This window comes from Vibrio sp. R10-SG3-ISO10, assembly GCF_059834185.1.
In genome coordinates, this window is sequence record NZ_JCBDHG010000002.1 from 191955 (window position 1) to 205171 (window position 13217).

At 43.3% G+C, this 13217-nt stretch carries 12 protein-coding genes; 7 read left to right on the forward strand and 5 right to left on the reverse strand.

Features of this window, described 5'->3' with window-relative positions; translation table 11 throughout:
• Nucleotides 1–173 precede the first annotated feature (173 nt).
• The gene (locus AC6R16_RS01665) at nt 174–668 is read left to right on the forward strand and encodes a hypothetical protein (RefSeq protein WP_069669383.1); all 495 of its coding nucleotides are present in this window, start codon (nt 174–176) and stop codon (nt 666–668) included.
• A 13-nt stretch (nt 669–681) separates the two neighbouring features.
• Nucleotides 682–2304 (forward strand): ABC transporter ATP-binding protein, encoded by a 1623-nt coding sequence (locus AC6R16_RS01670; RefSeq protein WP_500673354.1) that lies wholly within the window; start codon nt 682–684, stop codon nt 2302–2304.
• Nucleotides 2305–2399: 95 nt separating this feature from the next.
• Here the strand turns inward: AC6R16_RS01670 and AC6R16_RS01675 are convergent, their stop codons facing one another.
• Complete coding sequence (locus AC6R16_RS01675; protein ID WP_239824401.1) at nt 2400–3299, reverse strand: LysR family transcriptional regulator; 900 nt, start codon at nt 3297–3299, stop codon at nt 2400–2402.
• Between the two features lie 155 nt (nt 3300–3454).
• On the opposite strand from AC6R16_RS01675, the gene AC6R16_RS01680 reads away from it, so the two are divergent.
• The 4 genes from AC6R16_RS01680 to AC6R16_RS01695 all read left to right on the forward strand — a co-directional run bounded on the left by AC6R16_RS01680 (nt 3455) and on the right by AC6R16_RS01695 (nt 8206).
• On the forward strand, nt 3455–5146 hold the full coding sequence (locus AC6R16_RS01680) for an L-lactate permease (protein ID WP_500673355.1): 1692 nt from the start codon (nt 3455–3457) through the stop codon (nt 5144–5146).
• Nucleotides 5147–5305: 159 nt separating this feature from the next.
• A complete protein-coding gene (gene lldD / locus AC6R16_RS01685) occupies nt 5306–6445 on the forward strand; it encodes an FMN-dependent L-lactate dehydrogenase LldD (protein WP_500673356.1) in 1140 nt (379 codons plus the stop codon).
• A gap of 190 nt (nt 6446–6635) precedes the next feature.
• Nucleotides 6636–7424: a PhzF family phenazine biosynthesis protein gene (locus tag AC6R16_RS01690; protein WP_500673589.1), complete on the forward strand. Its 789-nt coding sequence runs from the start codon at nt 6636–6638 to the stop codon at nt 7422–7424.
• Nucleotides 7425–7588: 164 nt separating this feature from the next.
• A complete protein-coding gene (locus AC6R16_RS01695) occupies nt 7589–8206 on the forward strand; it encodes an esterase/lipase family protein (RefSeq protein ID WP_500673357.1) in 618 nt (205 codons plus the stop codon).
• 4 nt (nt 8207–8210) lie between these two features.
• Here AC6R16_RS01695 and AC6R16_RS01700 read toward each other — a convergent pair whose 3' ends face one another.
• The 4 genes from AC6R16_RS01700 to AC6R16_RS01715 form a co-directional block, all read right to left on the reverse strand.
• The gene (locus tag AC6R16_RS01700) at nt 8211–8657 is read right to left on the reverse strand and encodes a low molecular weight protein-tyrosine-phosphatase (protein ID WP_500673358.1); all 447 of its coding nucleotides are present in this window, start codon (nt 8655–8657) and stop codon (nt 8211–8213) included.
• Nucleotides 8650–10077: an O-antigen ligase family protein gene (locus AC6R16_RS01705; RefSeq protein ID WP_500673359.1), complete on the reverse strand. Its 1428-nt coding sequence runs from the start codon at nt 10075–10077 to the stop codon at nt 8650–8652. The genes AC6R16_RS01700 and AC6R16_RS01705 overlap by 8 nt, the downstream gene beginning before the upstream one ends.
• A 52-nt stretch (nt 10078–10129) precedes the next feature.
• Nucleotides 10130–10576: a hypothetical protein gene (locus AC6R16_RS01710; protein WP_500673360.1), complete on the reverse strand. Its 447-nt coding sequence runs from the start codon at nt 10574–10576 to the stop codon at nt 10130–10132.
• Between the two features lie 162 nt (nt 10577–10738).
• A complete protein-coding gene (locus tag AC6R16_RS01715) occupies nt 10739–11377 on the reverse strand; it encodes a hypothetical protein (protein ID WP_500673361.1) in 639 nt (212 codons plus the stop codon).
• Between the two features lie 812 nt (nt 11378–12189).
• Between AC6R16_RS01715 and AC6R16_RS01720 the strand changes: the two genes are divergently transcribed.
• Nucleotides 12190–13200 carry an SDR family oxidoreductase gene (locus AC6R16_RS01720; protein ID WP_500673362.1) on the forward strand — a complete coding sequence of 337 codons (1011 nt, stop codon included), beginning with the start codon at nt 12190–12192 and terminating at the stop codon, nt 13198–13200.
• Nucleotides 13201–13217: the final 17 nt, after the last annotated feature.

A 13217-nucleotide genomic window follows, 5' to 3' on the forward strand; every position in this document is an offset into this window, starting at 1 on the left:
CTAGTTTAGGCTAGATTTGTTTAAGTTTTAGTGACTTACAGCCAAATCACGTTTAACCGCTCACTTTTTAATCATTCGTATCAAATTAAACATCAATTAAATGATAATTATTTGCATTGGGTAATGAATTGCATTTAAATAGGCATAACATTTTGAGAGCGGAGTATTTGGACATGGATTTGCAGCAATGCTGGACACATTATCTAAAAGCAGAGCAATTGCTAGAACAAGGACACTGGCCTGAAGCACATTACCTATATGAACTTGTGCTAAGCCACTTGCCTTCTCATCTGCAAGATGCACTGATGGATAATGAGACAAAGCCCTGCCAATTTAGCTGCTTAGTCACAGGGTTACGCGATGCTGCCGTTTCTCAATCAGAGATTCTGAACAAGATGGGTCAGCACCAACAGGCATTCGACCTGCTAAATCAAACCTATGCACAACTCCAGTTTGTCTCGATTGAGTCTTTCGATTTAGTTCAAGCTACTCAACATGTCATACAAAATCAGTGTGAGGATTTATTGCGTCATATGGGCGCTTTTTGTAGTGCTCAACGTAGTGCACAGTGGATGCTCGAATTTGAACATGTACAAAAAGCTCACCACTACTTTTCGACGCTCAAGCAATACAACTCTGCTATGGAAAGCTCACACACTATAAATTAAATAAGGATGTACAATGTCACAGACGCCTATTCTTAAGGTTCGAAACCTTTCCGTAAGTTTTACCACCAACGATGGAATTGTTGACGCGGTAAAAGATGTCAGTTTCGATCTGCTAAAAGGTGAAACGCTTGCTATCGTTGGTGAATCTGGTAGTGGAAAATCAGTATCAACCAACGCCTTGATGCAGCTCCTACCAAATAATGCGATTGTTCATTCTCAATCAAGCATTGAGTTTGAAAATGAAGAGCTATTGGATAAATCCGAGAAAACCATGCAAGGCATTCGTGGTGATCGCATCGGGATGATATTCCAAGAGCCAATGACCTCTCTCAATCCATTTATGCGCGTTGGAATTCAAGTCGCTGAGGCCATCATGTGTCACCGAAGTGTGACTCGATCTCAGGCGAAACAAAAAGTGCTCGACCTATTCGATTTGGTCCACCTACCAAACCCTCAGCAAGCTTACACCAAGTACCCTCACGAGTTTTCCGGTGGTCAATTACAACGCATCATGATCGCGATGGCACTGATCAATGAACCCGATATTCTCATCGCCGATGAACCAACGACAGCTCTAGACGTGACAGTTCAAGCTGAGGTGCTGAACCTTATTAAAGAGATTCAAGCAAAGATGGGCATGTCTATTCTGTTCATCACTCATGACCTCGGTGTTGTAAAACATCTCGCTGATCGAGTCATCGTAATGTGTAAAGGTGACGTGGTAGAAAAAGGTCAGTGTGACGAGTTGTTTGCCCAGCCGAAACATGAGTATACGCAAATGCTGATCAACTCCATACCTAGTGGCAGCAAAGACCCTATAGAAGAAGATGCCCCTGCTCTGCTCAAAGCTGATGATATTCGCGTAAAGTTCTTAATTAAATCTCACTTCTTACCTAACCGTAACCAATATTTTGAAGCGGTTAAAGGGATCTCATTGGAGCTAAAACAAGGTGAAACCTTAGGCATTGTAGGCGAATCTGGCTCCGGCAAATCAACCCTAGGCCGAGCTCTGATTGGGTTACTTCCTTCGACTGGCCACATCCAGTTCAAAGGCCAAGACATCAGCCAACTGTCTGACAAGCAACGCTTTGAACTGAAAAAAGATATTCAGATGGTGTTCCAAGACCCTTATGGGTCGCTATCTCCACGTATGACAGTGGGCGATATCATCACGGAAGCGCTAACCGTGCATCAACCTCAACTGACACGCTCTGAACGTATGGCAAGAGCGCGAAAAGCACTTGAAGAGGTGCGTCTAGATCCGCACTCTATCAACCGCTACCCGCACGAATTCTCCGGAGGTCAGCGTCAGCGTATCGCCATCGCGCGAGCCCTGATTCTTGAGCCATCGTTCATCTTGCTAGACGAGCCTACATCAGCACTTGATCGATCTGTCCAGTTAACGGTTATTGATCTGCTTAAGGATCTTCAGAAGAGGCACAACATCGGCTTCTTATTCATTAGCCATGATTTAAGTGTTGTAAAAGCCCTATCAGACCGCGTGCTTGTGATGCAAAAAGGCGAAGTGATGGAACAAGGCACTGCTGATGAAATATTCCATAGCCCGAAGAGCGATTACACCAAGAAGCTTATCGCTGCCTCATTTGATTTGGAAGAATCTACAGAAGCTGCCTAAACTTACGTAAGTTCGGTTTGGCCGCCGACCCTAAAGCCGACGCATGGAAGCGTCGGCTTTTTTGTTTCTCTTTTGCTGAGCTGATGTTGAACTGGCTAGAAGTAGTGAGAAATCGCCAAATACCGCGCTCGAATATGTTCAATCAGTAATTTTACTTTGTTCGGTGGTTGCCTGGTAAATGGGTACACAGCATAGATCCCAAGCCGTTTGCCAACCTGCTCGGGAAACAAATCCACCAGCTGACCATTTCGTATGTCGTGATAGACCAAACATCTCGGAACATACGCGATTCCATGGCCACCCAAGGCGGCTTTTCTCAACGCGGTTGCGTTATCGGTCGAAAAGGATCCCGTCACTTTGACGATATAGTTCCCCTGCTCTGCTTTAAACTCCCATTCGCTCGCACCCGTGGTTTGATAGGCATACTGAAGACAGTTATGCTTTGCTAAGTCTTGTGGCTCTATCGGTTTGCCATTTCTGGCGATATAAGAAGGCGACGCGCACACTACCCATTGGGAATCCAAAATGTGCCTTGCGATCAAGCTCGAATCTTCTAGATAGCCTGTTCTAATAACCAAATCGTACCCCCCTTCCACGAGGTCGACAAATCGATTGTCTAAAGACATATCGACCGTTAACCCTGGATGAGAGTTGCAAAATTCAGCGACAGCATCGGCCAATATGAGATCACCTGAAATGGTAGGGACAGACATCTTGATATGGCCGCTCACATTCTCACCAAACCCTGAAACAGCGTCCATAGCCTCTTGAGCGGCTTGCTTCACATTTTTGGCACCATGCGTTAACGCTTTCCCCGCTTCTGTTAACGTTAATTTGCGCGTTGTACGATATAATAGCTGAACACCGATCTCTTCCTCTAATCGGGCAATTCTCTTGCTAACTACCGAGTTTGTAAGGTTATTTGCCTCAGCCACTTTGCTAAAACTGCCCATTTCCACGACTTGAGAAAACAGGATTAAGTCATCTGCACGCATAGATTATGTCATTTTTGGAATTAATTATTTTCATTATTTCCCTGTATCAATAAAAAATAAAGGGGTAAATTCACCCCAAATTAACAATAACATCACAATTATAAAATCTAAGAGACTCTCAAGAGCCCTGATTGAAGAATGTAAAGGACGTACCAATGAGTGAAACATTACTTGCCCTCGTGGCTTTCTCACCAATAGTGGTGGCTGCCATACTCCTCGTCGGCCTAAACTGGCCTGCAAAACGCGCGATGCCCGTCGCATTTGGTTTAACTGTTGTCATCGCTCTATTCGCATGGGATATGTCAACGACACGAGTGCTTGCTTCTGTATTTCAGGGACTCGGGATCACCGTCTCCGTACTATGGATTGTGTTTGGTGCCATCTTCTTACTTAACACTTTAAAACACACTGGCGCAATCTCAACGATTAGAAACGGATTTACCAACATCTCTCCAGATAGACGTGTTCAGGCGATTATTATCGCTTGGTGTTTTGGTTCATTCATTGAAGGCGCTTCCGGTTTTGGTACGCCAGCAGCCATTGCCGCGCCGCTACTTGTCGCCATCGGTTTCCCAGCACTTGCGGCTGTATTGATGGGAATGATGATTCAGTCAACACCTGTCTCTTTCGGCGCGGTGGGTACACCTATTATCGTGGGCGTTAACAAAGGGTTAGACACTCACAACATTGGCGAAGCGCTTATCGCTAATGGTTCAACGTGGGATGCTTACCTACAGCAAATCACATCGAGCGTTGCTTTAATTCACGCCTGTGTAGGTACGTTAATCCCTGTACTAATGGCGATGATGTTGACTCGATTCTTCGGCAAGAACAGAAGCTGGACTGAAGGGCTAGATATCCTACCATTCGCGATATTCGCTGGCCTCTCTTTCACTATCCCATATGCGTTAACAGGCGTCTTCCTTGGTGCAGAGTTCCCTTCACTCATCGGAGGTTTAGTTGGTCTGTCCATTGTTGTTTCAGCGGCTAAACGTGGCTTCTTAGTCCCTAAGTCAACGTGGGACTTTGAAGAAGAAAACAAATGGCCGGCAGAATGGTTGGGCTCGCTAAAGATTGATTTAGACGACTCTAAAACTAAACCAATGAACATGGCTTTGGCTTGGCTTCCATATGTACTACTTGCTGTTGTACTTGTCGCTAGCCGTGTAAGTTCAGAATTCAAAGCGATGCTACGTAGCGTTAGCCTTTCATTTAGCAATATCCTTGGTGAAGCCGGTATCAGTACTGCAATCCAACCATTGTACCTACCAGGCGGTATTCTAGTGTTTGTTGCTTTAGTAGCGGTATTACTTCAATCGCGCAGCATTACACCACTTGCGAAAGCATTTGGTGAATCAAGTAAAACACTGATTGGCGCAGGATTTGTCTTGGTGTTTACTATCCCTATGGTTCGTATCTTCATCAACTCAGGCATCAACGGAGCTGATCTAGCAAGTATGCCAGTCACGACAGCTAACTTTGCTGCTGGCTTAGTGGGTGAGGCATTCCCAGCACTTAGTGCGACTGTAGGTGCGCTTGGCGCCTTCATTGCGGGCTCTAACACAGTGTCAAACATGATGTTTAGCCAGTTTCAGTTCGAAGTGGCTCAAACACTGACCATATCGAGTGCCGTGGTTGTTGCGCTACAAGCTGTCGGTGCTGCTGCCGGTAACATGATCGCTATCCACAATGTGGTTGCTGCATCTGCCACCGTTGGACTGCTTGGACGCGAAGGGGCAACGCTGCGTAAGACCATTATCCCTACCATTTACTACTTAGTTGTAACGGGCATCATTGGCCTAGTCGCTATCTATGGCTTGCAGATTACTGACGCGTTAATGAACTAAAAGAATTTCCCTTGAGGCGTTAATACTCTAACCCCTGACAAGCCCCCTGCTAACGTGAAAACGATAGCAAAAACGTGGGTATTAACGCCTCCCTTTTACGATATCGACCATACTAAACCTTCATAGAAAGGCACTAAAAACTCTATTAGGAATGACTTTATGATTATCTCTGCTTCTACTGACTATCGTGCCGCTGCAAAAGCGAAGCTTCCTCCGTTCCTTTTTCACTACATTGATGGCGGTTCTTACGGTGAACATACCTTGAGAAAAAACACCGAAGATCTCGCAGACATCGCGCTTAAACAACGCGTACTAAACAATATGGAAGATCTAAGTCTAGAAACAGAGATCTTTGGCGAAAAGTTTGCGATGCCAATTGCACTTGCACCTGTTGGGCTCACTGGAATGTATGCACGAAGAGGTGAAGTTCAGGCAGCCAAAGCAGCGGAAAACAAAGGCATTCCATTCACTATGTCTACAGTGTCAGTTTGCCCGATTGAAGAAGTCGTTCCTGCGATTGAGCGCCCAATGTGGTTTCAACTGTATGTACTTAAAGATCGTGGCTTTATGAAGAATGTGCTTGAGCGTGCTAAAGCTGCCGGCGTGACAACGCTTGTTTTTACCGTTGATATGCCAGTACCGGGAGCTCGCTACCGAGACATGCACTCTGGTATGAGTGGTCCTAACGCAGCTGCGCGCCGTGTGTTCCAAGCGATGCGTCACCCAAGCTGGGCTTTCGATGTCGGCTTATTTGGCAAGCCACATGACCTAGGTAACATTTCGACTTATCGTGGAGAGCCAACCAAGCTTGAGGACTACATTGGCTGGCTTGGCGACAATTTTGACCCTTCTATTTCGTGGAAAGACCTTGAATGGATTCGCGAATTTTGGGATGGCCCAATGGTTATCAAAGGAATTCTTGATGAGCAAGATGCCAAAGATGCGGTAAGTTTTGGTGCGGATGGCATTGTGGTATCGAATCACGGTGGTCGACAATTAGATGGCGTGCTTTCAACCGCAAAAGCTCTGCCTACTATCGCAGACGCAGTGAAAGGTGACCTTAAAATCTTTGTCGACTCAGGTATTAGAACCGGCCTTGATGTCGTCCGAATGCTTGCACTCGGCGCCGATTGTACCCTTCTGGGTCGCTCATTTATTTATGCTTTGGCAGCGCAAGGTCAAGCTGGTGTTGAAAACCTTCTAGACCTATACGAGAAAGAAATGCGTGTAGCTATGACGTTAACGGGAGCTAAAAATATCCACGATCTTAATAGAGACTCTCTAGTTAACTTTAAATAACACCTCTTTTTCAACACGTTCGTGACACTGTAACATATACAATGCTCACTTTTAATTATCGGAGAGTATGTCGACTCAGTATGCTTTCAGTTGAAGCGAGTCGCAACTCTCCTCCAATCCCAACCAACAATGGTAACTAAGCGCAATAATTCATATCATTTATAAAATCTCCACAACCAAGGGAAAGATGATGGAATTCGAGATGTTCGTTTGCGATGCCTTTACAACTCAAAGGTTTAAGGGAAACTCCGCTGCAGTTATTCCGGTCAATGATTGGCTTAGCGATGATTTAATGCTTGATATTGCCGCCGAAAACAACTTATCGGAAACGGCGTTTATTAAGCCTATAGATGTCGATCACTATGAAATTCGCTGGTTTTCTCCTCTTTGTGAAGTTGATTTTTGCGGCCATGCCACTTTAGTCTCCGCCTATGTCCTATTTTCCCACTTTGATGCGGGAGACAGCATTACATTTGAAACTCGCTTTGTTGGTCCGTTAGTTGTCGATAAAGACCTTAGTGGTCGTATTTTGATGACGTTTCCACTTAGAAAGCCGCAAGCCATTAATCCCCCTTCAGATCTGCTAGAAGGCTTGTCTATCCCTCCGGTCGAGGTGCTAAAAAGCCCGCAAGCTTATTTTGCTATCTATGACAATGAACAAGATGTTTATGATTTAAAAACCAAAAGTGATTTCCTTAAACGTCTAGCCCCATATGACGTGGTTGTAACAGCAAAAAGTAAAGAGTATGACTTTATTTCCCGTTATTTTTGGCCTGCCAATGGTGGGGATGAAGATCCTGTGACAGGTTCCATTCATGCTGGATTGGCTCCATTTTGGTTTGATAGGCTCAACAAGAACAATTTGAAAGCATACCAAGCATCCAAGCGCGGCGGCATTGTCTATTGCCATGTTTCACAACAAAATGTCGTTGTTGCCGGCGATGTAGTGCCCTACTCTCATGGAAAAATATACGTTTGAAATTCACCATGCTGCCATAGACCTAAGCCCACATTAGCCACTTGAATAACTGGTTAAGTGATTTATTTGATCATCTTGGTTAGCTGCACAAACTTGTCAGAAAGTAGGTGATTTTGTCAGAAAATATGGTTAGATTCTCTGTATTAGCGGTTGTGGGGAATTATATGAAAATCATTATCTTACATGGGCTTTACATGCATGGAATGGTGATGCAACCACTAAGCCACAAACTCAGGGAGCTTGGTTACCGAACTAAGATACTCTCTTACAACAGCGTTGCGATCGATGAACAACAAGTATTTACCTCTATCGATAACGCTTTATCCGATACTATGCCTAACGTTCTCGTTGGGCACAGTTTAGGTGGTCTGATCATTAAGCATTACCTGCAATCTCGCCAGCCAAATCAAGGTGTTGTTTCACACGTTGTGACCATAGGCTCTCCAATGCAAGGCGCATCCATTGTTACTCGTATCCAAGAGCTCGGCATGAGTGTTATTTTAGGTAACTCCCCTGACTTTGGTCTTGCTCAACATGAAGGAAGTTGGACTCTTCCGCAAAAGCTTGGTTGTATTGCTGGTACTCTTCCACTTGGCGCTCGCTCGTTGCTTTTAATGGACAACAAAATGATGTCAGACGGCACGGTAACAGTAGAAGAGACTAAGATAGAAGGGATGACTGACCATATCGAGATTAGAAACAGCCACACCAGTATGATCTACTCATCATTCGTGCCTAAGCAGATTGATTGGTTTATTCGGAATGATCGTTTCAAGGTATAGGTAGTTATATAGCTAATCGAGTTCTCCACGAATCTACGGCCCTTTCTAAGGTGGCGTAGCAATCGACAAATTCTGCATAGCCCTTATTGATAGGATCTGCTACTTCACCGACACCAATCCATTGACCAATTAGAAGTGTTTTTGCGCGAGCTCCCGGTACAATATCCGAAAGCCGATTGATATGATCATGCTCCATCACTAAAATCAGGTCACTCCACTCAGCCAGTTCTCTATTCAATTGCTTAGCCCGATGACAAGATAGATCTAAATTATGGAGGTCAGCCACTTTTTGAGAATAGCGAGCCGCAGAGTAGTCATGCAAACCACTTTGTTCTACTAATAAACCAGCCGAATCAAACTCAATTTGAGGTAACTCGCGCTTAAAAATTACTTCAGCAAGTGGAGAGCGACATATGTTACCGGAACATACAATAAGAACTCGGCTAATCATTAACAACCTTTCCCTTTCTCTGTGGTCTTTCTGCAGACTTAATTTGAGCGGTTGAAGTCCCTATCGCAGGTAGTGTCGCTGTAGCATTAGCTATAAACAAGACCAAAATAAACGTCAGCGCATTAGCCATTGGCTGTAAGTTAAAATCAACGCTAATATGGATCAACATACCGATAATAGCCATCATTGAACCTAAGGCAAGACCCTTCATCGTTCTGCTATTTCGAGTTCGAATGGTATTAATACAGCGCAAAAATGAATAGAGTACAATGCAACCGAGTAAAAGTGTGGCAGGCAGTCCAGCTTCTACTATGAACTGTATATAATCATTGTGTGCATGGTCATAGAATCCAATGTCAGATTTTGAGTACATTGGAAAAACTGCGTAGAAACTACCCATGCCCGTACCGAAAACCGGGAAGTCACGAATAATGTCCAGTGACCATATTACTACTTGATCACGCGATTCAACTTCCAGTGAAGTTTCTACTATTCGTTGCTTAACCTTTTCCAAACCAAACAACGCTCCAACAACAATAGTATCTATCGCAATCACACTAACTACCAAAGCCGTTAATGCTCTAGGTTTCTGTTTATAGATAAGCAATGCAATTGCTCCACCCAGCGTAGTAGCTACAAAAAACGCGGTATTACCCATCCTTGAGCGAGTCATGACCAATGCGATAACCATAATAATCAAACACAGTCGAACGAGCATTTTGGGGCTCATCACTCCCTCAAGAATTCGTTTGGTTCGAATATGCCAAGAGCCTGATTTACTAACGTGAAGTTGTGTCACAATCAACCCTATACCAATACATAGCGCGATCATTAGGTAGTTTGCTAAATGGTTTTTATATACAAAGGAGCCAGTTGCGATGTCTTTTTCAGGCAAGCCAAAGACAAGACTCTCGTGCACATTTAATAAAACTGCTGTAGCTCCATAAAATGCCTGAAATGTTCCACTGACGACTAATGATAAAGCGACAAGCTTTAAGCGCTGGCTAGAGTTGACTAAAAACGCCGCATTTACTGCAAACAAAAGATAAGTAACTCCTTTAACCAAAGACACTTGGCTCATTCTAGAGTCTAAAGAGAGAAAACCAACTTCTGCATCCACCAAACTGTAGATATACGCTGTTTTTTCGGAAAATAATGCCAGCCAATCAAGGGGCCAAGGAATTGTCTGTAACAATACCCATATTTGAAAGCCTAACAATCCTAACAACAACACTTTGTATGAACGTAGTGCTCCAAAAGGAAGCACTCCTCGGTATGCGATAACCAATATCAGGCTCTGCGCTGCGACCCAAAGTTCTGCAATAGCCCATGCCCAATCTCGATTGCTACCTAAAGGAATAGGTAGCCAAACTATTAGAATCAGAAAGGAATAGAAGACAAATTGTTCTAAGTTTTTCATGAGATAAATAAAAGCCCGGACAAGCCGGGCCCTCTAGAATATGCAAAAGTGTTTAGTTAGGAGAGACTACTGCACTACCACCACCGCCGTCAGATCCAACCGCAGGTGCTGCTGGAGGCGCAATAGAAGAAGCAGTTTGGATACCCGCAGCAGTTGCTTCAGCAACTACCGTAGGGTCGAGTCCTGCTAACAATGCTGACGTTGTAATAATTTCGTTGCTCACGCCAGCTTGACGTGCAATCTCAACGATTTCATCTACAAGTTCTGGTGAAACAGTCAATGCCTGGGTAATAGCGGTTTGAGGATCTACGACTTGGTTCGATAGCAGTGCAGTCAGTACGTCTAAAACCTGTTCTGGATTTGCTAAAAATGCAGACTGAATAGTTTGTTCATCAGGTACATCTCCCAACGATTCTAGAAGCGTACTATCTAGACTTGCCTCACCTGCCACGACATTTGCAGATACTGCTAACGCAGCCATTAAGAGTCGCAATTTCATTTAAATTCCTTGAATTAAATTTTCAGCTCATTAACTATAAATTCTAGCAAGGTTGATACATCGTTAACACGGTTCTTAAGTAACTTTCTGTCTCTTTTTTTAGAATTAACGGCTATTAGTGAGTAGCTCCAATTAAAAACGGCTTCTCTAAACTACCTAATATTACTTACAAGACTCTATCGTCAGATTGTTGAACATAAGCAAATTACACATTCTTTCCTTTCCACGTGAAAAAGAGATCATATTATTCAAATCGGCGCGATACTCTTTCCGATAGATCACACCTACTAATTGAGTAGCAGCTTTGATTTGAAATTCGCGACTTACATCTTCCCAATGTGAAAACGTAAAATCGATGTGTTGTATTATTGCCTGTGAATTATAAGGACCAAACAAAAGAGCTAAATCCAACTTCTCCTTCTCCATACCATTGCCGAGCTCGCGAGATAACTTAGAGCGCTCTACGTGATTTGGTGCCCAGGTTGGACGAAGCTTCGCGCTTTTCTCTCTTAAGCTTGTTCTCAATTCAATATATTTTTTCTCTTGAGATAAGTAATCTTCCCATCCATATAGGGTTGCGCTCAAGTCTAAATCGTAGGCTGTTGGGAGCGGGAAATGAGACAATTCATCTGAAAGTGATATCGTTAATTTGATTCCATCGGCATTAGCTACATTGTGAGTAAGGTTTTCCAATTGTAACTCTGCTGCACTTCGGTACATGCTCTGATAAAGCACGACCATTCCAACTGTGAGAACATATAAAGTTACTGTAACGTAAGTAAACAAAGCTAATTTTTTCATGACAAAATAAATATAATTTCTAAAGGTATCTTGTTCTGGAGCATATGGAAAACTTGTCGGCCAAATTGCCAGTGGACAATATTCGTATATTGGCAATCTTAGAAACACAATCAACAACCAACGTGTTGCGAAAGTTCACTATGAAATTTTTATCTTCAGTAAGTTAATGTTTGACTCATATTACCTAAGCCCACAGAACAATCAAACGTTGTTTCTACTCGGTCCATTGTAACCTCGTAACTAATCACGCACGAACTATTGACATCGGTTTATGCTAAATTCGCTGACACCTGATACATTTTTCTGCTGGAATACGAGACAAGGTCTACTCTTTACCGCCTATACTAGTTATTTTTTACAGTGACTACTATCCTGCCAGAGGGGATAGGTAACTGATGTACCTCAGCGTTGGTCAGTAATCGTTTGAAAATATACTCTTAAATGGTCAATAGGTATTATGCGGTCCTTAAATGGGAGTATATGATTGCAGCTAAATGTTATCGTCAAATCTATCATTGTCTTGACTAGAAAACGTTCACGATCTCACCCTGCCCCATTGGGGCTTAAAAATAATGACGCAAAAATAAGAACGTAGGCTTTTCGTAAAAAAAGCAATTTTTAGCACTTGATAATATATATACAAGACATAAAATTATGTCCCTTAACATTTTTTCATCTCAAACAAGGATGTCTGAAAAGATTGCGTTTGCTCCCCGTATTTTTCTTCCTGTCACAACCTTGTAATAGATGAAATCATACATTGCATGACTTGATCTAGTAATGTTTACTCGATATTGCCTAAAGGGAATTCCATGAAAAATTATTCTGAAGTTTGCATAAGCCTTAAGCAGCAACCTAAAACTTGGCTAGTGACAGGTGTGGCGGGGTTCATTGGCTCAAATATTCTTGAGTCCTTATTAAAACTCGATCAAGTTGTAGTCGGCTTAGATAATTTTGCCACGGGTTATAGAAAAAATTTAGATGAAGTAAAAATAAAAGTGTCAGCAGAGCAATGGCAGCGTTTTACTTTCGTTGAAGGTGATATTCGCGATGTGGCCACTTGTAAGCAGGTCGTCGAAGGCGTTGATTATGTATTGCATCAAGCCGCATTGGGCTCTGTCCCACGCTCTTTGAATGATCCAATAACTACCAACGGTGTGAATATTAGTGGCATGCTTAATATGTTGACCGTAGCTAAAGATGCCAATGTAAGCGGTTTTGTGTTTGCGGCTTCTAGCTCTACTTATGGAGATCACCCTGCGTTACCAAAAGTAGAACAGAACATAGGTAACCCGCTCTCTCCTTATGCGGTGACCAAATACGTTAATGAACTCTACGCCGACGTATTTATGAAAGCATATCAATTCAAATCTGTCGGCCTACGCTACTTTAACGTCTTTGGCCCACGCCAAGATCCTAATGGTGCTTATGCTGCGGTAATCCCAAAATGGACTGACGCCATGATTAACGGCGAAGATGTGTTTATAAACGGGGACGGTGAAACCAGCCGCGATTTTTGTTTCATTGATAATGTGGTACAAGCCAATATTTTATCCGCAGTGGCCGAGTTAGACAAAAACGAAGTTTTTAATGTGGCTTTAGGCGACAGAACCACGCTAAACGAACTATATCAGGCGATTAAAAAAGCCTTAGCCGACAATAATGTAATCTATCAAAACGAGCCGGTTTACCGTGATTTTAGAGCGGGTGACGTACGGCATTCTCAAGCAGACATCAGCAAAGCGCAATCAATGATAGGCTTTGACCCTAAGATCCGCATTATGGAAGGCATTAGCATTGCGATGCCTTGGTACATTGCCTAGGGCGTGTTGATCTTTGT

Excerpts from the sequence above, each read along its gene's own strand:
- AC6R16_RS01695 (WP_500673357.1), top strand. The coding sequence starts at position 7,589 with ATGAAAATCATTATCTTACATGGGCTTTACATGCATGGAATGGTGATG.
- AC6R16_RS01680 (WP_500673355.1), top strand. The coding sequence starts at position 3,455 with ATGAGTGAAACATTACTTGCCCTCGTGGCTTTCTCACCAATAGTGGTG.
- AC6R16_RS01675 (WP_239824401.1), bottom strand. The coding sequence starts at position 3,299 with ATGCGTGCAGATGACTTAATCCTGTTTTCTCAAGTCGTGGAAATGGGC.
- AC6R16_RS01665 (WP_069669383.1), top strand. The coding sequence starts at position 174 with ATGGATTTGCAGCAATGCTGGACACATTATCTAAAAGCAGAGCAATTG.
- AC6R16_RS01700 (WP_500673358.1), bottom strand. The coding sequence starts at position 8,657 with ATGATTAGCCGAGTTCTTATTGTATGTTCCGGTAACATATGTCGCTCT.
- AC6R16_RS01710 (WP_500673360.1), bottom strand. The coding sequence starts at position 10,576 with ATGAAATTGCGACTCTTAATGGCTGCGTTAGCAGTATCTGCAAATGTC.
- lldD (WP_500673356.1), top strand. The coding sequence starts at position 5,306 with ATGATTATCTCTGCTTCTACTGACTATCGTGCCGCTGCAAAAGCGAAG.
- AC6R16_RS01670 (WP_500673354.1), top strand. The coding sequence starts at position 682 with ATGTCACAGACGCCTATTCTTAAGGTTCGAAACCTTTCCGTAAGTTTT.
- AC6R16_RS01705 (WP_500673359.1), bottom strand. The coding sequence starts at position 10,077 with ATGAAAAACTTAGAACAATTTGTCTTCTATTCCTTTCTGATTCTAATA.
- AC6R16_RS01715 (WP_500673361.1), bottom strand. The coding sequence starts at position 11,377 with ATGAAAAAATTAGCTTTGTTTACTTACGTTACAGTAACTTTATATGTT.
- AC6R16_RS01720 (WP_500673362.1), top strand. The coding sequence starts at position 12,190 with ATGAAAAATTATTCTGAAGTTTGCATAAGCCTTAAGCAGCAACCTAAA.
- AC6R16_RS01690 (WP_500673589.1), top strand. The coding sequence starts at position 6,636 with ATGGAATTCGAGATGTTCGTTTGCGATGCCTTTACAACTCAAAGGTTT.